The following is a 25,534-nucleotide window of genomic DNA, read 5'->3' as shown; positions in this document are numbered from 1 at the left end:
GTGAAAAGTGCAAGCAGCACGCCGAGGAGCAGCGTCCAGGCCCCACAGGCCGCGATGCGGAAGTCCATCGGCGTCGTCGACGGCATCGTCCTCGCCGCGTCGAGCACCGCGGCGACCAGCAGTATCGGCATCGGGCTCGGTCTGATGGCGAGCATCGTCGGCCTGCACCTGCCGGCGATCATGCTGCTGGCCTTCCTGCCCGTGCTCGGCATAGCCGGCGGATACGGGCGGCTCAACCGCGTCGATCCCAACGCCGGCAGCAGCTACAAGTGGGTCGGCCACATCTTCAGTCCCTGGCTGGGATTCCTGATCGGATGGGTCAACGTCGTCGGCACCATCGTGTTCATGGCCTACACCACGACTGTGACGGGCTCGGCGACCATCCAGCTCCTCGGCCAGGCCTCCGTCCACAGCGTCGCCGGCCTCTCCCTCGATCCGGACTCCACCCTCCAGTCCACCCTGCTCGGCATGGCCGTCCTGGTCGCCGCCGCGCTGGTCGCCGTTCGCGGGCTCGACCTCGCGGCACGTCTGCAGAAGTACCTGCTGATCTTCGAGTACGGCGTGCTGCTCGCCTTCTGCGGCTATGGCCTGTTCGCCGGGGACCAGCCCTTCTCGCTCCAGTGGTTCAACCCCTTCGACATCCCATCAGCAGCGGCCCTCGCCCAGGGCATGGTGCTCGCGGTCTTCTGCTACTGGGGCTTCGAGTCGGTCTTCAGCGTCGGAGAAGAGGTCAGCGACCCGCGGGACGCCTCCCGTGGCGGGTTCATCGCCCTGACCGTCATGCTGCTCCTCTTCCTGCTCGCCGGAACCGCCTTCCAACGGGTCCTGCCACTGGACGAACTGGCCGACAACGGCGCTCAAGGACTCGCCTACTTCGGTATGAAGCTCGCCGAGCAGCCGCTGGCCGCGCTGCCGCTCATCGCCCTCATGTTCTCCGCGGTCGCCTCGCTCCAGGCCTCGGTCATCCCCACCGCCCGTGGGATGTACGCGATGGGCCGCGACGGCGTTCTCGGCCCCGTCTGGACGCGGCTGCACCCCAGGCACGGGACCCCCGCCGTCGGCACCCTGCTGATCACCGCGATCGCTCTGGTCCTCGCCGCGATGGCGCTGGTCATCCCCACCGTCAACGACTTGATCTTCGCCGCCGTCAACGCGATCGGCATCGTCGTCGCCCTCTACTACGCCCTCACCGCCGCGGCCGCCGCGGTGCGCTTCCGCCACCTGCTGCGCACGTCGCCGCTGGAGGCCCTGCGCGCTGTCGTCGGACCGGTGCTGGGCGCGCTCGCGCTGCTCGCCACCGGCGGCTACCTCGCCTGGACCTTCTACCGCTCCGCCGATCACTTCGAAGTCTCCGCCGACAACGGCTGGTTCGCGCTGCTCGTCCCGGTCCTGATGATCGGCTCCGGACTGCTGGCCGCCGCGTGGGCCCGCTGGCACCACCGGTCGCCCTACTTCACCCCTACCCGCGACGCCACCGTCGACGGCGAACTCAGCACCGCCGTCTGACCCGGCGAACACGGCGCCGCGCACCCACCCGACTCGTCCGATTCCTCTGATTCATCACCAGGGACCCTCACATGACCGACCTCACCGACCTCGCCCATCTGCCGGCCGCCGAGGCCCTGCGCCGCTTCCGTGACCGCTCCCTGTCGCCGGTCGAGCTGATGACCGCGATCATCGCGCGTGCCGAAGCCGTCGAGCCGAAGGTCAACGCCCTTGCCGAGCAGACCTTCGAGGAGGCACTCGCCGCTGCCCGCGAGGCCGAGGCCCGGTACGGGGGCAAGGGCGAGGCACCTCGCGCCCTGGAGGGCCTCGCCGTCGCGACGAAGGAGGAACAGCCCATCGCGGGCCGTCTCATCACGGACGGCTCCCTGGCCTTCCAGGGGGAGATCGCCGAGCAGACGCACCCGGTGATCGAGCGGGTCCAGGCCGCCGGCGGCATCGTGCACGCCCGGACCACGACCCCGGAGTTCAGTTGCGCGGGATACACGCAATCACGGCTGTGGGGCGTCACACGCAACCCGTGGAACCCGGAGTTCACCCCGGGCGGCTCCTCGGGCGGCGCGGGCGCCGCACTCGCGGCGGGTGAGACGACGCTCGCGACCGGCTCCGACATCGGCGGCTCGATCCGCATCCCCGCTTCGTGCACGGGCACGGTCGGCTTCAAGCCGCCTTACGGGCGTGTGCCGGCGATGACGCCGTTCAACCTCGACACGTACTGCCACGACGGCCCGATGGCACGCACCGTCGCCGACTGTGCCCTGTTGGAGAACGTCATCGCGGGGCCCCACCCGTTGGACGCCGTCTCGCTGCGGTCCGAACTCGTCCTGCCCGAGCGGTTCGAGAGCGCCGAAGGCCTGCGGGTGGCGCTTTCGGTCACCCTCGGGGACTGGCCGGTCGATCCCGAGGTCGAGGCCAACACCCGCGCGGTCGCAAAGGCGCTGCGCGCGGCCGGTGCCGTCGTCGAGGAGGTGGAGGTCCCCATCATGCGGGCGGACGTGATGCGGGCATCGATGATCCACTTCGGCTCGATCTTCGGCCCCTACATCGCCTCGGTCGCCGCCGAGCACGGCGACCGGCTCACCACGTACGCGCTCGACTTCGCCCGGCGGGCAGCCGAGGCCGTCCGCGAGCCCGGCAGCTTCCTGCAGGGCCTCGAAATCGAAGCCGCGGTGCAGACGACGCTCGGTGTGCTGCTGGACCGCTACGACGTCCTGCTGTGCCCGACGACCGCCGTCCCGGCGCTCAGGGCGGACGACGACCACCTCTCGGCCAAGGTCGTGATCAACGGCGTCGAACTGGACTTCTACCTGGAATCCGCGATGACCACGGCGTTCAACATCGCCAGCCGATGCCCCGTGCTGAGCGTGCCGTCCGGTTTCGCGTCGACCGGAGTACCGACGGGGGTGCAGGTCGTCGGACGCACCTACGACGACGCCACGGTGTTCCGTGTCGCGGCGGCGATCGAGGCCGTCCGGCCCTGGAGCAGTGTCCCGGTGCTCTGACATGGCGTCAGGCCGCTGGCACCGGGGACCGGGTGCTCTTCGCGGGGGCCGGACAAGTCGCCGCCCGCTCTTCGAGGTCGACCCGCCACCGGTGCGGGACCCGGTCTGCCGAGGCTGCCGCCGTCCCGCGTCGTGGGCTGCGCGAAGTCGCTCCGAACCGGAGCCGAACGCCCTTTCAGTCCCGGCGCCACGCCCATACGTCGGTGTGCGGCGCCGGGGCCTCCGGCTCCGGGCGGGTCGGCGGGACGCCTGCGACCAGCTCCACCTCGTACCCCGCCGCATCCTCCAGATAGGCGGCGGTGTGCCCGTCGCCGCCCGCGTGCGGGTAGCGGTCCGGGAAGAGTGGCCGCCAGCCGTGTTCGGGTGCCCCGGCCACCAGTGCGTCGAGGGTGGCGCGGTCGCGGACGTGGAACGCCAGATGGTTGAGCCCGGGGCGGCGGCGATCGTGCGTCTGCCCGGTCAGATCGGGTGACTGCTCGACCACCACATAGGTGTCGCCGCGCCGCCAGCTCCGTCCGTTCTCCCAGCGCTGGTACGGGACATGACCCAGCTCGCCGAGCAGCCAGCCCCACCCCCGCTCGGCCGTCGGCAGGTCGGGCACCCACAGTTCGATGTGGTGCACCCCTCCGGTGCGGGCCCCGCCGGCCGGCAGCGGGACGGCGCGGCGGATGCCGTGCGGCTGGTACGCGACGGTGTCGCCGTCCTCGTGCCAGTGGATCAGGAAGTGTTCCCCCGCGCGGTAGCCGTCGAGCCCCGCCCGGCAGTAGGCGACGATGTCGTCCGGGAGGGCGTTCAGCGGGAACCAGGCCAGCTCGGAGCACTTGTCCGGTTCGCGGTTGTACGGCGGGCGGGCGGGGTCGTACTCCGCCTCGAAGAACCAGCCGGTCCGCGGGCTGCCGCCGGGACCGCGGTGCTGCATGACGAGGGCGACCCGCAGCTCGTCCGGACCGAGCTCGACGCCGATCTCCTCGGCGGCCTCGCGGATCATCGCCTCGCGGACGTCCTCACCGTCCTCCACGTGTCCGGACGGACCGTTGAACAGCCCGTCCGCGTAACCCGTGCCGGCCCGGCGGGCGAGCAGGACGTCGGGGCCGCGGCGGAGGATCAGATGCACATCGACGACCTCGGTGTGCCGCCGCGGCGGTTCGGCGCGGGCCACCAGGGCGTACCGCTCGTCGTCGACCCGCTTGCCCCACAGGGCCGGATCGTCGGAGAGCGGCTCGTGGTGGATGCGCTCGGTGAGCTCGGAGAGCAGTCCGGTCAGCCGCTCGGCGGAGAGGCCGACTCCGCCCCAGACGCCCTCGATCAGGATCAGCCGCCCGCCGGGGCGCAGCAGGGTGAACCAGTGGCGCAGGGCCGCCCCCGGATCGGGCAGCAGCCACACCACATGCCGGACCACGATCACATCGAACTGCTGCTTGCCGACCGGTGGTTGGGACGCGTCTCCGAGGTGCACCCCGGTGCCGGTCCCGGCGAGTTTGACCCGTGCCTGCTCCACCATGCGCGGCGACCGGTCGACGGCGGTGACCCGGTGCCCCTGCCCGGCGACGAGCAGGGCAAGGCTTCCGGTGCCGCACCCCAGGTCGAGCACCTCGGAACGCTCGCCGGGCAGCCAGCTCTCCAGCCGCCGCGCCCAGGCGTGCCGGACCGCCGGATCGAGCAGCCCGTGGTCGGGCTCCTCGTCGAAGGAGTCGGCAGCGGAGTCCCAGTCGATCGTCGTCATGGGTCGATCGTGCCATCCGCCACCGACAGCGGCGGCCCGCCCGCCGGAAGGACGCCCCGCCCGGGGTTCCACGGGCGGGGCGTCTCCTGGTTCCGCTCTGATCCGAACGAAAGACCTAGCCGATGACCGAGGCGCAGGTGGTGGGGGTGGCGTGGGCCGGATCCAGGGCGTTCGCCACCTCGTGGTAGGCGATCCGGTCGACGGTGCCGATCGCCACGTGCTCGGAGAGATCGACCGGGCACAGGTCCTGGAGCAGGACGTTGCGTACGTTCGGCCCGTCCAGGAACTGCGTGCGGTACGGGGTCACGACCTCGTCGTACCTGGTCGCGATGACCGTGTAGCGCACGCCGGGCACGGTGTCGCCGCCCGCGTTGAGCTTGGTGATGAAGGCAGAGCCCGCCACCTGGTCGGCGAGACCCGGCGTGTTGGCGTTCAGCAGGTCCTCCGCTCCCGGGAAGTACGGCAGCAGTTTCGTCAGGCCGAGGAGGGTGGTGCCGTGGTTGTCGGGCGCGATCCCGATCATGGCGTTCACCTTCGCGGCCCCTCCGAGGAACTTCAGGTAGTAGTTGGGCATCATGCCGCCCTGGGAGTGCCCGACGAGATCCGCCTCGGACGCCCCGGTGGAGGCGAGCACCCTGTCGACGAATGCGGCGAGCTGGCCGGCCGACTTGTCGATCGGGCCCAGGCCGTTGAAGAGAGGCACGCCGGGCAGCTGCCCGTAGTCCAGCGAGTAGACGCAGTAGCCCCGGTTGACGAGATAGGGGGCGAGGACCAGCCAGTTGTCGACCGAGTTCCCGAAGGTTCCGTGGACCAGGACGACGGGGCGGGGGTGGGCTGCGGAGGGCTTGCAGGAGTAGTCGTTCCAGCCACGGGAGGTGGCGACGGTGGGGGTGGCCGCAGCGGCAGTGGCCGTGGGGGTGGCGACTGCGGCGACGGCGAGGAGCAGTGCGGCGAGGGTTCTCCGCGCACGTGGGGTGCGCGGCGCACGGTTCCGGGGCAGCATCGTGTGGTCTCCTTGCGGCTCAAGGGAGTTGCGATGTCGGTGCGCCCTGCGGCCCGGACCACAAGTTCAGACTGCTGCATTTCTATGTGCTCATGCCAAATTACGCACGAGTAGGGTGGCGTGGGAAGTTACGCGTCGGCAAAAACTGAGCGTTCGTCAACAAGGTGACGTCAGAAGGCCGATCGGCCCGCGAGCCGGCCCGGCATCACGGCCTGTGGGCCGAACCTGGCCCGCAGCCGGTCCGCCACCGCCTCGATCCGGCGCGCCCGCTCGTCCACCGGGTCGAACGACAGCTGGTGCGTGGCCCGTTCGCCGTCCATCAGCCCTTCCGCGCGCAGCGCGATCCCCCGCACCCGGGCCCGCTGCAGAGCGAACGAATCATGGATCCGGTACGCGAGTTCGGTGAGCGCCGCGGAGTGGGCCGTGGGCTCCCGGAGCGTACGGCTGCGGGTCAGCGTCGAGTAGCCGGTCCGGTCGGCATGGCGCACGGAGACCGCCAGCCCCCGGCACACCTGTCCGTCCCCGCGCATCCTGGCCCCCAGCTCCTCGGTGAGCGACATGAGCGCGTGGCGCTGCCGCTCCCGGTCCAGTTCGTCACGCGGGAAGGAGCGTTCGGCGGCGATCGACCGGGCGGCGGCGCCCGGAACGACCCTCGTGCGGTCGATGCCGCGCGCCCGCTCCCACAGTTCGCGACCGGTCCGCACACCGGTGATCCGCTGCAGAGTGCCGAGCGGGGTCGCCGCGATCCGGCCGACGGAATCGAGTCCGTACCCGCACAGGGCACGGGCCGTCGCCGCCCCGACGCCGTCCAGCGCCGCGGCCGGCTTGGCCGCGAGGAACCCGGCCCCCTCTCCCCCGGGCACCACGAAGGTCGTTCCGGGCGCGGCCTGCCGTGCCGCCATCCGGGCCAGCATCGGGTTCTCCGCGGCCCCGATCGCGCAGTCCACACCGTGCAGGGCGAGCGCGCGGATCCGGATCACCGCGGCCAGCCCCGTCACGTCCCGCCCGAAGTAGCGCAGCGCGCCGCGCACATCGGCGAACGCCCCGTCGGGCGGGACCGCCTCGACCATCGGGGTGAACGCGCCGAGAAGGGCGAGCAGCCCCTCGTAACCGGCGCTGTCCGGGGGGCCGCCGCCGATCCTGCGGAACCGCAGGTACAGGATTCCTGGCTCGTCGTGTGCCGTACTCATCCCGCGCTCCCCGGGCTCTGGTGCCACAACTTCCTTCCGGTGGCGACGCCTTCGCCGGGCGGCTGGAGGTCGGACCAGGGGTTCATCTCGTATCCGGTGGACATCCGGATACGCCGGCCGTCGCCGTCGGGAGCGGGCTCGGCCCCCTCGGGGGCGTCCTCCTCGGACGAGGGCTCAGCCGCCAACCGGGCGGCGACCGCGTCCAGTCCGCCGGTGCGCCGCAACTCGGCCAGCTCCGCCAGATTCCAGGCTGCCGCGCCGACCACGCTCAGGCTCCGCGGTCCGCGCCGCTGCACCACTCCGCGCACCAGCAACAGCCAGGAGTGGAAGACGGTGTGCGCGCAGGCGGCATGGCTGTCGTCGAAGAAAGCCAGGTCGACCAGGCCCGTACCGTCGTCCAGGGTGGTGAAGACGACCCGGCGGCCGGAGCGGACCGGCGGGGTCTGGGTGGCCGCCTTGGCGCCCGCGACCAGCACGGTCTCCCCGTGCCGCGCCTCGCGCAACCGCTTGGCGGAGACCGCGCCGAGCTCCTTCAGGAACGCGTGGTGATCACTCATCAGATGGCGGGAGACGTCCATGCTCAGTACGCCCAGCTCGGCGCTGAGCCGTTCGGCCGCGTTGAGGTCGGGCAGCCCGATGGAGCCGGTCCGGTGTCCGTTGCCGAGCGGAAGCTGCGCACCGGTGGCGACGGAACCCGCGCCCCGCTGGGCGCGGTGCAGTTCGGACAGATGCAGCAGCAGATCGCGCCGATTGGCGCCGAACGCGTCCAACGCGCCCACCTGGGCCAGCCGTTCGGCCACCGCCTTTCCCGGCCTGGCCCGTTGCCAGAAGTCCAGCAGCGAGGCGTAGGGCTGCCCGGCCACGATCCGGGCGACCTCGGCCTCGCTGATGCCGTGGACGTCCGAAAGCGCCAGCCGCACTCCCCAGGCTCCCTTCCCTCCCTCAGCATCAGACACCAGTTCGATTTGATGAGTGGCCGCCGACCGGTTCACATCCAACCCCAGCACCGGCACCCCGCGCCGCCGGGCGTCCGCGAGCAGCAATCGCTTCGGGTACATCCCCGGGTCATGGGTGAGCAGCCCGGCGTAGAAGGCCGCCGGGTGGTGCGCCTTGAGCCACGCCGACTGGTACGTCGGTACGGCGAAGGCGACCGCGTGCGCCTTGCAGAAGCCGTAACTGCCGAACGCCTCGATGATCTCCCAGGTCCGGGCGATCACTTCGGCGCTGTACTTCTTCGCCGCCGCCCGCTGCGCGAACCACACCTTGATCCGGCCCTGTGACCCGGGGTCGGAGAGCCCTCGCCGCACCCGGTCGGCCTCGTCCCGGCCGCAGCCGGTCATGATGTCGACCATCTCGATGATCTGCTCGTGGAAGACGACCACGCCGTACGTCTCCCGCAGCGGCCCCTCCAGATCGGGATGCGGGTAGCGCACGGGCGCCCGGCCGTGCCGGGCCTCGATGAACGGCCGCACCATGTCGGCGGCGACCGGCCCGGGGCGGAACAGTGAGATGTCGACCACCAGGTCGTGGAAGCCGGCGGGCTGGAGCCTGCCGACCAGATCGCGCTGACCGGGGGACTCGATCTGGAAGCAGCCCAGCGTCTCGGCGCTTCTGATCAGCCGGTACGTCTCCGGATCGCCCGGCGGTACGGCGTCCAGGTCCACGTCCCGCCCCGACACCCTCTTGACCTCCGTGACCGCGTGCGCCATCGCCGACTGCATCCGCACACCCAGCACGTCGAGCTTGAGCAGCCCCAGGTCCTCCACGTCCTCCTTGTCGAACTGCACCATCGGGAAGCCCTCGCCGCTGGTGGGCACGACGGGTGCCCGGCGCAGCAGGGAGGCGTCCGAGAGGAGCACCCCGCACGGGTGCATGGCGATGCCGCGCGGCAGGGCGTCCAGCGCCTCCACCAGTTCCCAGAGCCGCCCGTACCGGTCCTTCTCCCGTGCCACCTCACGCAGTTCGGGCAGCTCCGCCATGGCCGCGCGGGCGTCGCGGGCCCGGATGTGCGGGAAGGCCTTGGCGAGCCGGTCGATCTCGGCCGGGTTCATGGAGAGCGCGGCACCGACGTCCCGGATGGCGTGGCGTACCCGGTAGGTCTCGGGCATGGCGACGGTCGCGACCCGCTCGGTGCCGAAGCGCCCGATGATCGCGCGGTAGACATCGAGCCGGCGGGCGGACTCGACGTCGATGTCGATGTCGGGCAGCACGGCACGGCGCTTGGAGAGGAAGCGCTCCATCAGCAGCCCGTGCTCGACCGGGTCGGCGTGCGCGATCCCGAGGAGATGGTTGACCAGGGAACCCGCGCCTGAGCCCCGGGCGGCGACCCGAATCCTCATCGCCCTGACGTCGTCCACCACTTGAGCGACCGTCAGGAAATAGGAGGCGAACCCGTGATAGGCGATGATGTCCAGCTCCTGATGCATCCGCTCCCAGTAGTCGCGCCTGTGGTCGTAGCCGCGCAGCACCATGCCGGCGGCGGCGCGGGAGGCCAGCACCCGTTGGGCGGTGCGCCGACCGGCGCCGACGAGATGCGGTTCGGGGAAGTGGACGGCACCGAGGCCGAGGTCGCCCTCGGGGTCGACGACGCAGGCGTCGGCGGTGTGCCGGGTCTCCGCGAGCAGCCGCGCTCCGGCGTCCCGGCCGAGCCCGGCGGCGGAGGTGATCCGCTCGGCGGTCCGCGCCATCGCCCGGGCATCCTTCAGCCAGCGTTCGCCGCTGTCGAGCGGGGCCCGGCGGGGGTCGACGGGGACCAGCCCGCGGGCCGCGTCGAGCACATCGGCGACCGGGCCCTGCCCGGGGTCGGCGTACCGGACGGCGTTGGCCAGTACGGCCCGTACCCCCTGATCGGCGGCGAAGCCGACGGTACGGGCGGCGAGCCGCAGCGACCCGGGGCCGGTGCCCGCGCGTCCGTGGTGGACGACTTCGAGGCGCAGGTCGTCCCCGTGGATCTCCCGCCAGGGGGCGAGCAGCGCGGCGGCCCGGTCCGGGCGGCCGGCGGCCAGTGCCCTGCCGACGTCGGAGGCGGGGCCGAGCAGCACGGTGAGCCCTTCGGCGGGCAGCTCGGACCGGTCGACCAGAGGCTGCCCGGCACCGGCGCCGTCGGGTGCGCAGGCGTGGGCCGCGGTGACGAGCCGGCACAGTTCCGCCCAGCCCCGCGCACCGTCCCGGGCGAGGAAGGTGACCCGGGGTGCGGATTCATCGACAAAGGCACCGCCGCGGACCGGGGGACGCAGCCGATGCGTACGCCCGTCGCCTCTCGTATGCTCCGCCGCCGCGGGACCCACCGCGAGCTCCACCCCGAAGAGCGGCCGCACCCCGGCCCTCTCGCAGGCCTTGGCGAAGCGGACCGCCCCCGCGAGCGTGTCGCGATCGGTCAGCGCGAGGGCGCCCATCCCCCGCTCCGCGGCGCGCTCCGCCAGCCGCTCCGGGTGCGAGGCCCCGTACCGCAGGGAGAACCCGGAAACGGTGTGCAGATGCGTGAACCCGGGCACCCGCACCTCCTGGACCGATCCGTACTCACCACCCCCCTCGCTCTCCACCATAGACCAAGTTTCGAACATTCGTACGATACTCGAAAGGCGGGACCCTCACCCGGCCCGGACCGTCGGCCCTCTCAGCCATTCGGCCCAGCCCCACCTGCACGAATGGCCGACGCCCCGGAGCGTGGGGGGCATGACTTTCGCTGACGAGGTGAAGAACGCCGTCACCCCACGGGCCGCACTGCTCGTCATCGGTGTGCTCGGACTGCAACTGCTGTTCATCGCGTCCTACGTCGGGGCGCTGCACAAGCCGAGGCCGACGGACGTGCCCTTCGGGGTCGTCGCGCCCCGGCAGATGTCCGCGCGACTCCTCACCGAACTGAAGAATCTCCCGGGCGGCCCGCTGGACCCCCGTACGGTCGCCGACGCGGCCACGGCCCGCGAACAGATCCTGAACCGCGAGATCGACGGCGCCCTGATCGTCAGTCCCACCGGCACCACCGACACCGTCCTCGTCGCCTCCGGCGGGGGCACCGCCATGGCCGACACCCTGACGCGAACCCTCACGAAGGTGGACCTGGCCCGGCAGCGCACCGTGCGGACCGTGGACCTGGCCCCCGCCTCCGACCAGGACTTCAACGGAATCTCGTCCTTCTACCTGGTCGTGGGCTGGTGCGTGGGCGGCTACCTCTGCGCCTCGATCCTGGCGATCAGCGCCGGATCCAAACCCGCCAACCCGCAGCGCGCGCTGATCCGGACCGGCGTCATGGCGCTGTACTCCGTCGTGGGCGGGATCGGCGGCGCGATCATCATCGGCCCGGTCCTCGGCGCCCTGCCCGGAAGCTTCTGGGGCCTGTCGGGACTGGGTGCGCTGACCGTCTTCGCGGTCGGCATGCTCACCCTCGCCCTGCAGGCCCTCACCGGCATCGTCGGCATCGGGCTGGCCGTCCTGATCGTGGTGATCGCGGGCAACCCGAGCGCCGGCGGCGCCTTCCCGCTGCCGATGCTCCCGGACTTCTGGCGCACGATCGGCCCCGCACTGCCACCCGGGGCGGGCACCTGGGTGGCCCGCTCGATCGCGTACTTCAAGGGCAACGCGGTCACCGGACCATTGCTGGTGCTGTCCGCGTGGGCGGCGGCGGGCACACTCGTCACGCTCCTGCTCTCCATGCGCCGCGGACCGGATGATGCCGCCGCCCGCCCACCGTTCGGCTCGACGGTCGACTGACCCTCCGGCCGGGCGATCGAACGCGCCCCCGAAGTCCTCCACGGTTTCCCAACGCACCGTCCCGTTAAGTGCTCTGATGGGCCATCATCGACTTGGGCGGGAAAAGTCGGACACACCGTGTCCGCACCATACGGAGGAGGCACGGAGTGCGTAGTCGGGTGCGCGCAACGGACGGGCGGCATCTGGTGGTGGAGCGTCTCGGTGATCCCCGTGGCAGACCGGTCTTCCTCCTGCACGGAATGCCCGGCAGCAGGCTCGGGCCTGCTCCGCGCGGCATGGTGCTGTACCAGCGCAAGACACAGCTGATCACCTACGACCGGCCGGGATACGGCGAATCCGACCGGCTGCCGGGCCGCTGTGTCGCCGACGCCGTCCAGGACGTACGGGCCATCGCCGACCATCTCGGGCTGGACCGGTTCGCCGTGGTGGGCCGGTCCGGTGGTGCCCCGCACGCCCTGGCCTGCGCAGCGCTGATGCCGGAGCGGGTGACCCGTACCGCCGCGCTGGTCGGACTGGCCCCCTGGGGCGCCGACGGGCTCGACTGGTTCGACGGGATGGCCGCCTCGAATGTGCTCGCGTACTCCACCGCGGCGGCCGATCCGGACGAGCTCGCGGAGTCGTTCATCTCACGGTCCGCGGTGATCAGGAAGAATCCGGTCCGGCTCATCGACGACCTGCGCCGGGAGCTGACCGACTCCGACCGGATGGTGGTCAACGACGCCGGCGTCCGCACCATGCTGCTGCGCAACTACCGTGAGGGTCTGCGCACTTCGGCATGGGGATGGATCGACGACGCGCTCGCGTTCAGCCGGCCCTGGGGCTTCGACCCCGCGGACATCACGGGTCCGGTGCTGCTGTGGCACGGCGAGAAGGACGTGTTCTCGCCGGTGGGTCACTCCCGCTGGCTGGCCGGGCGCATCCCGAACTCCACCGTCGTGGTGGAGCCGGCGGCCGCGCACTTCGACGCGCTGCACGCCCTGCCCGACATCCTCAACTGGCTGCTGGACCCCGCTGCTGTCAGGTGAGTCCCGGGAGAAACGGGAGCGTCCGGTGACGGCCGGACGCTCCCGCCCCCTCAGACCTGCATCGGCTCCAGCTCGCGCTCGAACCGGTTCTCGTTCCGGGCGATCCGGGTCATCGGGTGGTCGTCGCCGAGCTGCCTGGCGAGCTCGTCCCCCGTCTCCGCCCGCAGCCGCAACGCCTCGTCCTTGCGGCCCAACGCATCGAGCGTGACCGCCATGTTGGACATCATGGCCAGGGTCTCGGGATGGTGCGCCCCGAGGACGCGCCTGAGCTGTCCTGCCACCTTCCGTTCGGTCTCCAGCACGATGCCGAGGTCGCCCTGTTCGGCCGTCGCGTTGGCCAGGTTCATGACGCAGAACAGGGTGTTGGGGTGCTCCTGCCCGTACACCTCCCGCATCGACGCGACCACCCGGGTCAGCACCCGCTCCGACTCCTCCACCGCGCCGACGCCCAGTTGGTAGACGGCGAGGTTGTTCAGGGCGGCGAGGGTGTACGGGTGCTTCTCGCCCGGCACCTTCATGTACTGGTCGACGACCTCCTGGGCCGTGTCCCTGGCCTCGGTCGCCTCACCCGCCGCGTACAGGTCCGCCGCCAGGTTGAGGTCACAGGCGAGCCATTCCGGGTTGGCGGCGGTGTACTTGGCCCGGTACCGGGCCCGGGTGGCCACCGTGAGCCTGCGGGCGTCCTCCAGCCTGCCCGCCCGGCGCAGCGACACCGCCAGGCTCTTCGCCGCGCTCAGCGTGCCGGGGAAGGCCCGGCCGAGCGTGGCCTTGTAGCTGTCGTACGTACGGCTGAGGATGCCGACGGAATCCTCGTACCGCCCGACGTCACGCAGGTCGCGGGCCAGGTTCATGGCCGAGGAGAGGCTGTAGGGGTGCTCCGCACCGAGCACCTCGACCCGGCGGTCGAAGACGTCCTGGTCGATCTCCCTGGCCCTGGCGTACTGCCCGATCGACCGCAGGGTGAACGCCAGGTTGTTGGCCGCCGCCAGGGTCCTGGGGTGGGAATCGTGGAAGATCTGGTTGAACCCGTCGGTGGCTTCGGTCGCCAGCTCGATCGCCCTGGTGTACTCGCCGAGCGTGCCGAGGTCCGTCGCCAGGCTGCTGGTACTCATGTACGTGTGCGGATGCTCCGGGCCCAGGACCTCCCGCTGCGTCGCCAGGGTGATCTCGTCGAGTTCCCTCGCCTCCACGTAACGGCCGCGCGAGCGGTAGATGTTGGAGAGATGGAAGCAGAGGTAGAGGTACTGGATGTCCCGCTCCCCCAGCGTCTCCTTCCAGATGGCGCGCAGCTCCTCGCAGAGCGTGGCGGCGGTCCTGAAGTCGCCTCGCTTCCAGAGGTAGCGGACCCGGTCGATCAGCAGTCTGCGGGCCTCGGGCTCCTTGCAGTTGCGTGCGTCGGACGGACCGAGGTGCGGCCAGATGGTGGCGAACTGCGGCCAGGTCGAGGGGTTGTCGATCGGCTCGTCGTCGTCGGGCCGGGCGCCGGCCAGAATACGGTGGACGGCGTGCCGGGCGTCCCGCTGCTCCTGCTCGCTGAGCTGCGCCCGGATGACGGCCTGGACGAGCCGGTGCACCTGGATGGAGTTGGAGACCTGGTCGACCTTGGCGAGGGCGAACCGGCCGATCTCCCGGATGACCCGGCCCAGCACCAGCTTCTCCTGGAGCGAGGCGTCGTACGGCTTCAGCGCCTCGATCATCTCCTTGCTGTAGAGGAGATTCCCCGAGATCGGCTCGGGAGCGAAGAAGGCACAGAGCTGGAGCAGCCGCACCGCGGCGGGGGAACGCTCCTTGAGCCGTTGGATGGAGATGTTCCAGGTCGCGGCGACCGGCTCCGGGTAGCCGGCCGGCTGGTTGAGCGCCAGGACCTCGGGGGCCTGCTGCGCCAGCTGTTCGAGATAGGTGTCGATCGGGGTGGCGGTCTCCGCGATCCAGGCCGCCGCCTGTTCGACGGCGAGGGGCAGGTCACCGACCGCGGTGGCCACCTGGGCGGCGTCCTCGTCGCTCAGCCCCGGGGCCCGGCGCTGAAGGTGTTCGATGGACTCCTCGCGCAGGAAGACGTCGACGGGCAGGGCGTCGCCGTGCTGGGACCAGGCCTGGTTCCGGGAGGTGACGAGGATGTGCCCGGAACCGCCCTGCGGGAAGTAGCGCCTGAGCCGCTCGGGGTCGTCGGCGTTGTCGAAGACCAGCAGCCAGCGGTCCGAGGGCACACCGCGCCGCAGCAGGTCCACGGCCTCCTGGGAGGCGGCAGCCATGTCGTCGCCGCCCTGGGCGCCGAGCCGCACGGCCAGCTCGGCGAGAGAGGCCACCACGTCGTCGGTCTGCTCGGACGATATCCACCAGACCAGGTCGTAGTCCGCCATGAAGCGGTGCACGTACTCCAGGGCGACCTGGGTCTTGCCGACGCCGCCGAGTCCGTACAGGGTCTGCGGCTGGGGCAGTACGACGGCCATGCCGCCGCCGAGCTGGTCACGCATCCGTTCCAGGACCAGGGAACGGCCGGTGAAGCCGGGGTTGCGCGGCGGCGCGTTCCAGATCCTGGGGACGGTACCGGGGAACCGTGGTCCGGGCGACACGCCGTCGGTGAGCTGTACGGGCCGGTCCAGGGCGCGCAGCAGGGCGGCGGTGGCATGCACCTCGTCGAGCCGGAAGAGATCGACGGGGTTGCGGTCGATGTAGGGCGCGGACAGCCGCACGTCACCGACCCTGAGCGGCAGCAGATGGCGTCGGCCACCGCCGGGGTCCTCCGCCACGGCCCGGTCCCAGAGGTTCACCGCACGCTGCGACTTGAGGTAGGCGCTGGAGAGCAGCACCACGGTACGGGTGGCGTTCTCGGTGGCGACGGCGGGCGGTTCCGCGGCCTCCTGCTCGGCGGACACATCGCGCGGTACGACACGGAACCCGGCCCGGGTGAGCACGGATTCGATCCAGTCGGCCCACATCCGGTTCTCCGCCACATAGCTGAGGAAGAGATCGGCGGGCAGGGCGGGCCTGCGCCGCGTGAACGCGTCACGGATGCGCAGCCGCACCTCTTCGCCGACCGGTGGCATCGAGGTGATCTGCTGGTCGGTGATGACGGAGGTGAGCCGCTCGAAGGCCGAGAGCAGCGAGTTGGTGAGCCCGGCCTCGTCGCCGAAGGTGGCGAGGGTCTCCTCGTACGCGTAGTAGGGGCGGTAGGGAATCTCCACCGCGCCCCAGTAGGCGGTGAGTTCGTCGCCGGACAGGTCGCGCGGCAGCCGGTCGAACTTCAGCCGGGCCAGCGCCCGCCCGGCATCGGCCTTCTCCTTCTCGCCCTCGTCGATGCGCATCGGGACGGGGAAGATGGAGATGGGGCGTCCGGTGTAGCGCTCGGAGATCTGCCGGGCGACCGAGGCGGCGCCGTCGATGGACTGGTCGCTGAGGGTGAAGCAGTCGACGAGGACGTCGGGCAGGTGGACGGTGCAGATGTCGGCGATGTCGCTGAGGCCGGTCCGGCTGTCGATCAGGACGTAGTCGTAGTTGGCCTTCATGTCGTCGCGCAGGGCGTCGAAGAAGTGACCGCCGCCGAGCCGGTCGTAGAAGTTGTCCCAGTCGAAGGTGGAGACGGTCGCGGAGTATTCGCGGTTCTGTCGTCCGGCGGAGACGAAGTCGAGGGTGCCGCCGTGCGGGAACTCCCAGCCGAGCGCCTCGGGCGTGAGGGACACGGCGTGCGGCTGGATGCGGGCGTAGTCGCGGTGCCAGTCGTCGGCGCGCTGGACGGGGCTGGTCGCTGCCCACGCGTACTCGGTGATCAGATCGATGACGCCGGTGGTGGCGCCGAGTGTCGACGGGTCGAGGAACGGGTGGAAGAACCGGTGGAGCCCCGGTGCCTCCAGGTCCCAGTCGACGGCCAGTACCCGCTTTCCGTTGGCGGCGAGTATCCAGGCGGTGTTGGCCAGGGCCATGGTGCGCCCGGTGCCGCCCTTGTACGAGTAGAAGGTGACGATGCGCCCGTCACGACTGGCCGTCATCCGTGTCCTCCGCATCCGTCGCAGGGTCGTGTGTCTCGGGGATGTAGTGCGTCTGCGCCATCGGCCCCATCAACCGTGTCCGTTCGGTGTGTCCGCCTCCGGTGGCGGGTGGGTAGACCGCCGCGTGTCTCAGATACTGCTGGGCCGCCGCCTCGACCACCTGCGGCAGGATCTGTCCGAAGGCATCCATGCTGGGTATGCCCTTGGCGGCGACCCGGCAGTAGGCCCGCCCCTGGCGCATCTTGGTCGGCATGGTCTGTTCGAGCTTCTCGGTCAGCTCGGCCTCGGCCGCCCGGCTCTCGTGGTCCTCGCGGTTCCACGGCACGACCATCGTCACCCAGGGACGGTTCTCGGCGTCGAAGGCGGCGAGCCGCCGGCGCCGGTCCTCGTCCTGCAGGGCCCAGCGGTCGACGAGCAGGATCTCCGGCCTGCTGGGCGGTTGCTTGCCCTCCGGGTGCCCCGACTCCTCGTCGAAGGAGGAGATCGTGGCCTGGTAGTTGAGGGAGCGCACCAGGTCCTCGGCGACATAGGCCAGGGGGCGCGCGGCGGCCGGGTGGTAGGGGTTCCAGTCCTGCGGATTGTCGCCGTAGTAATCGGCGTTGCGCCCTTCGGGCAGATCGTGCCGGGTGGGGGCCGCGATGGTCACCTGCATGGGGCGGGGGCCGCCGACCCCGCTGTTCGGCGGGCCGAAGGCGCTGGGCGCCAGCCGGTAGTCGACGGGACGGCCGGTGCCGATCCTGATGGTGTCCGCGACATTGACTATGCGCTTGGCGAGTTCGTACACCGCGCGCTCGTATTCCTCGGCGAAGAGCCTGAGTTTGATCAGTCCGTAGAGTCCGTCGCTGACGTATCGGTCCCCGAAGTCACGGTGGTTGAACTGTAACCGCTCGGCGGGGCCCGGGAGTTGACTCGGCGGCACCGGCACCCAGAGCGCCGGGACGATCGCCTCGGCCGGCTGATTGGAGCGGGCCCGGTAGTGAATGGCGCGCTGCGCGAAGGCGTACCACTCCTTGCCGCACATCTCGCTGGCGAAGTAACGCGGCGAGAACAGCGGTACGAATACCCGGCAGGTGGCGAGCACCTCGCCGAGCCGCTCCGACCAGCCCTCGCCGGACCGTATCTCGCGGTCGATGAACCCGGCGGGCGCACCGGCGGGCAGATCGGTCATGGCCATCACATGGCCACAGAGATCCTGGAAGAGCCGCTCGACCCACATATCGGGGTCCGTTCCACCGCCGTACCCCGGTGTATGCGCATAACTCAAGAAGAAGTACGGCCGATGGTCCGCCGCTCGCTGCTGCGTTGTTGCGTGCACACGACCCCCGTCCTGTGTGAGCACCCGCACCCGAGGAGTGAAGTGAATGCGAGCGAATTCATCATTCCGGAGCGGACGTTGCTCCATCCCCATGATGTTCGGTCATTCAACGCCGGTTTTCAGTCATACGTTCCCGGATTCAGTCGATCAATTTCTTGATCGAATATGGTCTGCGACCGTTCTTCCCAGTTGTCCTGTGTGCACCGGCGACCCGGTCGAAGCGGAATAAGGGCCTCAGATCTCCTTTCGCATCAGATCCACCAGCCGTTTTCCGCTGACGGTCAGTTCGGCGGCGCTCTCAAGCGTGTCGAGGGCCTGTGGTACGCCCTCCAGATGGCGGGGTTCGAAAGCTCCCCATGCCATTCGCTCGTAGGTGTCGGCCAGCAGCCGGGAAAACGGAACTGGTTCTTCCTGCCAAGGCGTCCGATGGTCCCAGGAGCCGTCCGCCGCGTAAAGATCCGTGACATCGAGCAGCGCCCGCAATTCGGCCCTGCGGAAGCCCCGCAGCAGTGCGAACGCCAGATCCTCCGCGCTGCCGTCCGGAGAGATCCCCAGCGCGCCGTAACCGTGCCGCCCGACGGCGGGCTCCGCCGGGGCCGGACGGGCCAGCGGAGTGAGGGTGGTGAGACGGCCCGCCATCTCCCCGGTGCGTCCGGGCGCCTTCGCCTCGATCAGCTTCCAGGCCTCGCCGATCCTGGCCCCCAGGTCGGCGGTGCTCCGGTCGTCGAGACGGTCCGCGGCGGGTGCGTCGAAGCAGGAGCGGTACGGATCGAGGTCGTCGAGCACGAGGCCGGGCGAGGAGCCGGGCGTCGCGACCCTGCGCAAGGGCCGCCAGCCGGGACCGGCCGCCTCCGGCCGGTCAACCCGCCGTTCGGCCGCGTCACCCCCTTCCCGCCGGACCACGAAGCCGTCCTCGGTGGCCCGGACGTGTGCCGTGCCGTGCTCCGCCTCTCCCGCGATCCGCAACTCGCCCAGGCCGGGCAGGAAGATCCTGCCGCCCGAGAAGGTCACCGGTACGGACAGATCGAGGCCGGCCCGTACGACCGCGGCCGCGAGGTACGCCGACATCTCCCCCGCCACCCGCACGGCCCCGGGCCGTTCGTGGACCCGCTCCAGGGCGGAGAGCAGCCAGCTGCGGGTGTAGGGATGGGCCAGCACCTCGTCCAGACCGCGGGCACCCTCCTCCGACTCCTCGATGATGGTGGCCAGCTCCCAGGCCTCTGCCCACCGCTCGCCGCCGCTCCCTGCGATGTCGGCGTTCAGGCGGGCGAGCAGGGTGCGGGTGAGGTCCAGCTGGGCGGCGAGCAGCTCGACGGGCTCGGTCACCGCGGTCGCGACGAGGGCCGCCGCCGTGCGTGCCTCGATACCGCGCACCAGGGCGGCCAGATCGGCGCAGTACACGGACGGGTTGTCGAATGCGCCGGACGGCCCCTCGGAGCGGTACCGGTGGGTGTAGAGACCACCTCCGCACGAGCGGACGACCGGGCATCGGCGGCAGGTCTCGCTGACACCGGCCAGTCCGAGCTGCCGGGCCCGCACGCCGGGATGGGCCGCGACCTCGTCGAAGGTGTGGGTGAAGACGTCGAATCCGGTGGCCGCCGCACCCTCATAGGCGCTCTTGAGCGAGTCGACCTGTTCCAGCTGACCGTCGGTCTCCACGACGACGAGGTCGGTGGGGGCCAGGCCCAGGGACTCGGTGAGGCTGGGGCCGCCGTTCAGAGTGGACAGGACCGAGGAGAAGAGCCGGACCGGCACCGGGCGACCCTGCTCCTGCCAGCGGTCGAAGACCGCGAGGAGCCAGTCGGCGTAGGCGGTGGGCGATCCGCCCGGACGGGGCGGCGGCTCGTCCCAGGTGGCATGCGGAAGCAGGAAGTCGATGAGCGGCGGTTCGAGCTCCGTGAGCGCGTCGAGGACCGCGTGCGGGTCGTTCTCGATGTCGACGGTGCACAGGAGCCCGAGGTTGAGATGGCTGTAGCGCTCCTGCCGGAGCAGCTCGACGGCCTTGAGGACCAGGGGATGGCTGCTGCGCCCGTCGGCGTAGCGGCGGTGCCGGTCGTTGGCGGCCCGGTCGCCGTCGAGGGAGATCCCGACCTTGACGTCGAACTCGTCGAAGAGGTCCAGATAGCGCGGGCTGAGCTGGAGTCCATTGGTGTGGACGCGGAGGTCGAGCTCCGCGACGCCTTCGAAGGCGGAGGTGAGCTCCTCGCAGACGCGCCGCAGTCGGGCGGGGCCTGCCAGTAGAGGCTCCCCTCCGTGCAGGATCACTGACACGGAGGGCAGTGCATGCGCTGCGGCATGCTCGGCCAAGCGCTGAGCTGTCCGGAAGATGACTTCGTCAGAGATTGTCTTAGGGCGGGTACGCCAACTCTGATCTGCATGTTCATAGACGTAGCAATGATCGCAGGCAAGATCGCACCTGCTGTGCACTTTTAGCACAATTTCGCGGAATGGGACCAGGGGTCCTGTCATTCCCTCAGTCTAGCCAGCATGCGGGGCAACTCAGAGAGCGGAACTGAAAGTCGACGCCTGGGTGTGGCGATCAGTCGAGGCCGAAACCACTCGGCCGAGCTTCCTGGTGGCTTCTGCACCGCGAGTGTCGATCTCGGTGAGCGACACGCGGCCCTTCTTCGCAACAGCGAAGGCACGAGGTGATTCAGAGGTCTTCACGGCCATCCTTGAGGGGAGCGTTCCGGATCATGAACAGAGCAGCCAGTCTCTGTACAACCACAGTGCCTGGCGGAACGACTTTACTCCCCTCAACCCGCTTGGCAACCGCGGAGATCCACTCGTCACACGAGTGGCATATCGAGCTGCTCATCCGTAACGGACCGGAAACCTCGAACCCTCCGGAAAGTGACGGAAAACCGCAGGTGAGGTCGGTGAATGAGACAACCCACCGGCCGTAGAACACCGCCCGGCGACGTGGCCGCCACCAGCGGCGCGGCGCTCATCCGGCCGTCCGGTCCCCGGTGGCACCGATGCCCTTCATGCAGTCCATGATCCGTTCGTGGGTGTCGCCCACGACATCCGTGATCCTGGCGCGCACGTACAGGGACTGGACTCGCGCGACGAAGTTCTCCGAGAACGCACCCACCAGCACGGTCTCGTAGCCTCCCCCGGCCGCCACCAGGGGGAAGCCGGCTCCGAAAGCGATGAGCCGGAAGTCCTCCCCGTCGACCAGTCCGGCATCGGTCAGTTCGGCGGCGGCGGAACGGACGCTGCCCCACGGTGCGTCCGCGAGGTCCCGCGCGCCCTTCATCACCACCCTGCAGTCCCAGGACTCGACGACGGCGAGATGCTGACCCCCATTGAGTATTCCGACGCGCCAGGCAGACGCATTCTCGGTGAGTTGCCCCTTCACCCAGGCCCCCCGCCACCCCAGGTAGGGACTCACAGTGCGGGCGTATTGCGCCCGGGCCAGCACGGCCCCCGCCGCGACAGCCAGCAGACTCCCCAGCGCCTCCGGGGCGATCAGTTGCAGACGCCACGGCCACTCGGTCCGCGTTTCAGCGGTCACGTTGGCACGGGTCATCTCCCAGATCAGCACGGCGGACAGCAGCACGAGGAAGATCAGCGGCGCAGTGAACAACAAGGGACTCCGACGGATCCGGCGCTGTGCGTCGGACAACAAAGCCCTGCCATCCCGGACCGCCTGCGTCATCCCCGTCTCCCCCCGCATGTTGACGAGCACCGACAGATGCATGCGCTTCTATCGCCAACTCACCTGAGAACACTGCCTGTTGCACCACGGTCTCATAACGCTCCGGATCGCACGAGAGGGCATCCACGGGACCGAAAACAACCGCTGATGCAGCCGATGTCGTTGCAGTGTCCGATGGCACACGCCTACGCTCATGCCCCCACGACGCAGACGGGAGTGAACATGACGGCGATTCCCGGACCGCTCCAGAGCATGGTGTTCAGGAACGCCGATCTGCCGGAGCTCTTCCACCACACGGACGCGATCGCCATCTCCCGTCAGCGGGAGGCCGTGAACACCACCCGGATCCAGCTGATCCTGCTGGTCGTCGGCACGGTCCCGGCGGCGCTCCCCTGGCACGTGGAACTGGGTGGCACTTTTCAACTCGTCGACGCCGTCAGTGTGTTGGCCTATGTGGGTGTCCTGGTCACGACGTACCTCTCCGCCCGGCGCAAAGCAAAGTCGCATTGGCAACTCAACCGCTCGGCGGCGGAGTTCATCAAGTCGATGTGCTGGCGCTACGCGGTGCACGGCTCACCTTTCGACACCCACACCCAGCACCCCGAGGCGGTGTTCGCGAACCGTCTCGAAGAGGGGCTCCAGGAGCTCCGGAAGGTGGGGTGGGCAGACCCCCGCGACCTGACCGCGGACTCGGGCGGCCTGATCACGGAATCCATGCGCGAGTTGCGCAACAAGGCGTTCACCGTACGCAAGGAGACGTACGTGCGGGATCGGCTGATAGAGCAGCGCAGTTGGTACCGCAGGCGCCAGGAGGTTTCCCGGCGAGCCACGCTGGTCTGGTCGACGACCATTGCCGTACTGACGGCGCTCGCCCTGGTGTTCGCCCTGGTGAGGACGGTCTCCGCCGCCCAGTCCTTCGCCCTGACCGGGGTCTTGTCGGCCGCGGCGGCGGCCTGTCTGGCATGGAGCGAGATGCGCCGCCATCACCCGCTGATCTCGGCCCACTCACTGGTAGAGCAGGATCTGGAGTCGATGCAGGTGGCGATGGAGACCACACTGACCGAACGCCAGTGGCCGCGGGCGGTGTTCGAGACCGAGCGCATCGTCTCTCCTCAACACACCGACTGGCTTGCCAGACACCAGATGTGACGGTATCTCGGATCATTGGCGCGATGCGCGGCGGTGCACGAGGACGGCCGCGCACACCCGTCAGCCGCGCTCCACGCCCTCGCGCCAGATGACGGTGACCGGGCGGCCGAGGCTGCGGGCGTACGTCACGATGTCACCCGTGCCGCCGAGGCCGCGGGCCGGCCTTCCGTCCCACACGGCGAGCAGCCGGTCGCAGTGGTCGGCGATGTACGCGCCGGCCGCGAAGTACGCCTCGTCGGTCGAGTGCGGGTAGCCCATCCGGACCTCCCGGGCCGCCCGGCCCTTGAGGTACCGGTAGCGGGCGAGTTCGGCAGCGTCGGCGAAACAGGATTCGTAGTCGCCGCTGGGGATGACCACGGTCAGATCCGCGCCACAGGCCAGGGCGAGGTCGGCGAAGAGCTGGTCGGCTCCCACCGCGAGGCTGGAGAGGGCCTCCAAGGACCCTTCGAGGCCGCAGAGCGCGGCCCGTAACCCGGACAGCACATGGGCATGGGCCTCCCGCGGAATGCTGCGGTGGCCGGTCACTCCGATGCGTTTCACGGACCTGGAACCCCCTGAAGTATCTGCGGGGGCTCCGGAAGGCATCCCTCCGGAAGGCACAGCATCCGCCCCCGTTTGCTCCTGCTTGACCGACCTGCCCCACATTCTCTCAAAAGCCGTGGGGTGAGCGGGAGTCCCCGCCCAGCATTCGGGCGGGGACTCCGTCTCGGTCGACTGCGTGTTCCAGGGTCGGACCGGAATGTTGGAGCGTCAGTTCAGGGTGACCCCGTACGCGCTGAGCGCCTCGGTGACCGGCTGGAAGTACGTGGTGCCACCGGAGCTGCAGTTGCCGCTGCCGCCCGAGGTGAGACCGATCGCCTTCGAGCCGGAGTAGAGCGGACCACCGGAGTCGCCCGGCTCCGCGCACACGTTGGTCTTGATCATGCCGTAGACGATGTCGCCGTTGCCGTAGTTGACCGTGGCGTTGAGGCCCGTGACGCTGCCGCTGTGGACGCCGGTGGTGGAACCGCGGCGGGTGACGGACATGCCGACCGTGGCGTTGGCCGCTCCGGTGATGGTGACGCTGCCGACGGTGCCCGGGTGGGCGAGCGAGGCATTGTCGTACCGCACCAGGCCGTAGTCATTGGTCGGGAAGCTGGATCCGACCGTCGGGCCGATGCTGGTCGTGTTCGAGGAGTTGGTGTACCAGGGCGGGTTGCCGTCGGTGCAGTGACCGGCGGTCAGGAAGTAGTAGGTGCTGCCGCTGTGGACGTTGAAGCCGAGGGAGCAGCGCCAGCCGGGGGCGTAGATCGCGTCGCCGCCGGAGAGCAGTTTGCTGAGCTTTCCGGCGGTGCGCTCGATCCGCAGGGCACCGGCGTTGGCTCCGGCGGACTGCTTGATCCGCTTGATCTCGGCCTGTGAGACCGTGCTGTCCGCGGTGACCACGAGGGAGTCGGTCGCCGGGTCGATGCTCCAGGCCGTCCCCGCCACATCGGCGCCGAGCACGGCGTCGCTCGCGGCGGAGAGCTGCTTGGCGCTGAAGGTGGTGGGGGCGGTGTCTGCCTGGGCGCTGGGTACGGCGAGTGCGGCGGCGGCGACGAGACCGGCTGCGACGGCGACAGCCCTGCTGCGTCTGGCGGTGCCGCTGAGGGGGGTGGTGCGCTTGATCCTCACTTTTCATTCCTCCCGAAAGGAAATCGGGGGTCCGCCTGTGGGGTGGTCGGACCCGTGAGGCGCAGTCGTTCGCACGGCGGCATGCCTGCGTTCCGGAATGCCGTGCTCCTGACAAGCGCTGTTCGGGAGTATTCAAGGCGTCAACTTCTGGCGCAAGAGGGCCTTCTGGCCTGAACTTGTCGCGTCGCACCGGACGGCCCCGGCAGCCCGTGGGCTGCCGGGACCTTTGTCCCGGGCTGATCCTGCGGCGCTCCGGCCGCGGACCGGGGCCTTCGCCCCAGGGCGATCCGACGGAGTGTCAGCCGTCGACCCGGTTCCGCTCGCCCGCCTCGATGGCGACCGGCAGGGTGTTGCCGGGCGGCGGGAAGGGGCAGATGAAGTGATCGGCGAAGGCACAGGGCGGCAGCAGCGCCCGGTTGAGGTCCACCGTCACGCTGCCGTCCTCGGCCGGGGCCGCGGGCCGCAGGAACCGGAAGCGGTAGCTGCTGTTCCCACTGGTGGCATCCGCGAAGACCGCCCAGAGTGATCCGTCGGGCTCGACCGCGACCTGCAGCGTGTGCCGGGCACCGTCGAGCTCGAACGCGATCTCACCGCCGAGCCCGAGGCCGCGCTCTACCCCGTCGGCGTTCTCGACGCGGACCGTACGGGCGGATTCGTACGGGCGGAAGGTGCCCGGCAGTGCCCAGCGGGTCTCGTACGGGGTGGCCTCGATGGCCCGGAAGGCGCGCCGCGCCGCCGAGGCCGGGTCGAAGTCCCGTACGGCCCAGAGCCCTTCGCGGCTCAGCACGACCAACCGCCGCTCACCGTGCGCGACGCGGGACTCGCCGATCGGGCCGCGGTCGGCGGTGAGGCGGACCTGGCCGGTGAAGGGCTTGCCGTCGACGGTCAGGCCGTCTGCGGCCAAGGCGCTGAGCAGCAGCTCCTCGCCGTCCCCGCGCCACTGTCCGGGCGCGCCCGGAATGTGGCCCTCCGGGTAGTCGGAGGGCCAGTGGGTGCCGGTGAGGGAGAGCGGTCCGTACGGCGCGGACACCGTGGCGGTGCGCTCCTCGTGCCAGTGCTTCCAGTCCTGTGCCGCCTGCCCGCAATCGTGCGGCCGGCGTGTTTCCGTGCTCAT

17 protein-coding genes are annotated in these 25,534 nt (G+C 70.3%); 5 read left to right on the top strand and 12 right to left on the bottom strand.

Features of this window, described 5'->3' with window-relative positions:
* The first annotated feature begins 54 nt into the window (after positions 1–54).
* A complete protein-coding gene (locus ACIOHC_RS14365) occupies positions 55–1,506 on the top strand; it encodes an APC family permease (RefSeq protein ID WP_365690901.1) in 1,452 nt (483 codons plus the stop codon).
* Positions 1,507–1,577: 71 nt separating this feature from the next.
* Entirely contained in the window at positions 1,578–3,005 is a 1,428-nt protein-coding gene (locus ACIOHC_RS14360; RefSeq protein WP_351074814.1) for an amidase, read from the top strand.
* A gap of 175 nt (positions 3,006–3,180) precedes the next feature.
* Here ACIOHC_RS14360 and ACIOHC_RS14355 read toward each other — a convergent pair whose 3' ends face one another.
* The 4 genes from ACIOHC_RS14355 to ACIOHC_RS14340 all read right to left on the bottom strand — a co-directional run bounded on the left by ACIOHC_RS14355 (position 3,181) and on the right by ACIOHC_RS14340 (position 10,466).
* Positions 3,181–4,728, bottom strand: coding sequence for a trifunctional class I SAM-dependent methyltransferase/NUDIX hydrolase/VOC family protein (locus ACIOHC_RS14355; protein WP_351074813.1), 1,548 nt, complete (start codon positions 4,726–4,728; stop codon positions 3,181–3,183).
* Between the two features lie 115 nt (positions 4,729–4,843).
* On the bottom strand, positions 4,844–5,731 hold the full coding sequence (locus ACIOHC_RS14350) for an esterase/lipase family protein (protein WP_401842881.1): 888 nt from the start codon (positions 5,729–5,731) through the stop codon (positions 4,844–4,846).
* Positions 5,732–5,901: 170 nt separating this feature from the next.
* Positions 5,902–6,921, bottom strand: a complete 1,020-nt coding sequence (locus tag ACIOHC_RS14345; RefSeq protein ID WP_365690896.1) for a DNA polymerase thumb domain-containing protein — start codon at positions 6,919–6,921, stop codon at positions 5,902–5,904.
* Positions 6,918–10,466, bottom strand: a complete 3,549-nt coding sequence (locus tag ACIOHC_RS14340; protein ID WP_401842879.1) for a DNA polymerase III subunit alpha — start codon at positions 10,464–10,466, stop codon at positions 6,918–6,920. Before ACIOHC_RS14340 ends, ACIOHC_RS14345 begins: the two co-directional genes overlap by 4 nt.
* Positions 10,467–10,596: 130 nt before the next feature.
* Between ACIOHC_RS14340 and ACIOHC_RS14335 the strand changes: the two genes are divergently transcribed.
* Positions 10,597–11,631 (top strand): DUF3533 domain-containing protein, encoded by a 1,035-nt coding sequence (locus ACIOHC_RS14335; RefSeq protein WP_351074807.1) that lies wholly within the window; start codon positions 10,597–10,599, stop codon positions 11,629–11,631.
* A gap of 146 nt (positions 11,632–11,777) precedes the next feature.
* Entirely contained in the window at positions 11,778–12,656 is an 879-nt protein-coding gene (locus ACIOHC_RS14330) for an alpha/beta fold hydrolase (protein WP_351074806.1), read from the top strand.
* Positions 12,657–12,706: 50 nt separating this feature from the next.
* Here ACIOHC_RS14330 and fxsT read toward each other — a convergent pair whose 3' ends face one another.
* The 5 genes from fxsT to ACIOHC_RS14305 all read right to left on the bottom strand — a co-directional run bounded on the left by fxsT (position 12,707) and on the right by ACIOHC_RS14305 (position 21,549).
* Entirely contained in the window at positions 12,707–16,642 is a 3,936-nt protein-coding gene (fxsT, locus tag ACIOHC_RS14325) for an FxSxx-COOH system tetratricopeptide repeat protein (RefSeq protein ID WP_351074805.1), read from the bottom strand.
* Positions 16,626–17,981 (bottom strand): FxsC protein, encoded by a 1,356-nt coding sequence (gene fsxC, locus ACIOHC_RS14320; protein ID WP_365690943.1) that lies wholly within the window; start codon positions 17,979–17,981, stop codon positions 16,626–16,628. The genes fxsT and fsxC overlap by 17 nt, the downstream gene beginning before the upstream one ends.
* Before the next feature lie 210 nt (positions 17,982–18,191).
* Positions 18,192–20,426, bottom strand: coding sequence for a radical SAM/SPASM protein FxsBH, inactivated beta-hydroxylase extension form (gene fxsBH / locus ACIOHC_RS14315; RefSeq protein ID WP_401842877.1), 2,235 nt, complete (start codon positions 20,424–20,426; stop codon positions 18,192–18,194).
* A 30-nt stretch (positions 20,427–20,456) separates the two neighbouring features.
* Complete coding sequence (fxsA, locus tag ACIOHC_RS14310; protein WP_351074801.1) at positions 20,457–20,630, bottom strand: FxSxx-COOH cyclophane-containing RiPP peptide; 174 nt, start codon at positions 20,628–20,630, stop codon at positions 20,457–20,459.
* A 274-nt stretch (positions 20,631–20,904) separates the two neighbouring features.
* Entirely contained in the window at positions 20,905–21,549 is a 645-nt protein-coding gene (locus ACIOHC_RS14305; protein ID WP_351074799.1) for a hypothetical protein, read from the bottom strand.
* 321 nt (positions 21,550–21,870) lie between these two features.
* Here ACIOHC_RS14305 and ACIOHC_RS14300 point away from each other — a divergent pair, with 321 nt between their 5' ends.
* Positions 21,871–22,767: a DUF4231 domain-containing protein gene (locus ACIOHC_RS14300; RefSeq protein ID WP_401842988.1), complete on the top strand. Its 897-nt coding sequence runs from the start codon at positions 21,871–21,873 to the stop codon at positions 22,765–22,767.
* A gap of 60 nt (positions 22,768–22,827) precedes the next feature.
* Here ACIOHC_RS14300 and ACIOHC_RS14295 read toward each other — a convergent pair whose 3' ends face one another.
* From ACIOHC_RS14295 to ACIOHC_RS14285, 3 genes are all read right to left on the bottom strand, one after another.
* Entirely contained in the window at positions 22,828–23,307 is a 480-nt protein-coding gene (locus tag ACIOHC_RS14295; RefSeq protein WP_365690888.1) for a hypothetical protein, read from the bottom strand.
* A gap of 210 nt (positions 23,308–23,517) precedes the next feature.
* On the bottom strand, positions 23,518–24,420 hold the full coding sequence (locus ACIOHC_RS14290; RefSeq protein ID WP_351074796.1) for a S1 family peptidase: 903 nt from the start codon (positions 24,418–24,420) through the stop codon (positions 23,518–23,520).
* A gap of 298 nt (positions 24,421–24,718) precedes the next feature.
* Positions 24,719–25,534, bottom strand: coding sequence for a DUF1684 domain-containing protein (locus ACIOHC_RS14285; protein ID WP_401842874.1), 816 nt, complete (start codon positions 25,532–25,534; stop codon positions 24,719–24,721).

The sequence above is a fragment of the Streptomyces sp. NPDC088252 genome (assembly GCF_044740965.1).
Taxonomy (GTDB): Bacteria; Actinomycetota; Actinomycetes; order Streptomycetales; family Streptomycetaceae; genus Streptomyces.
The sequence above is the reverse complement of the archived record's forward strand: the minus strand, read 5'-3'. Positions and strand labels throughout refer to the sequence as shown.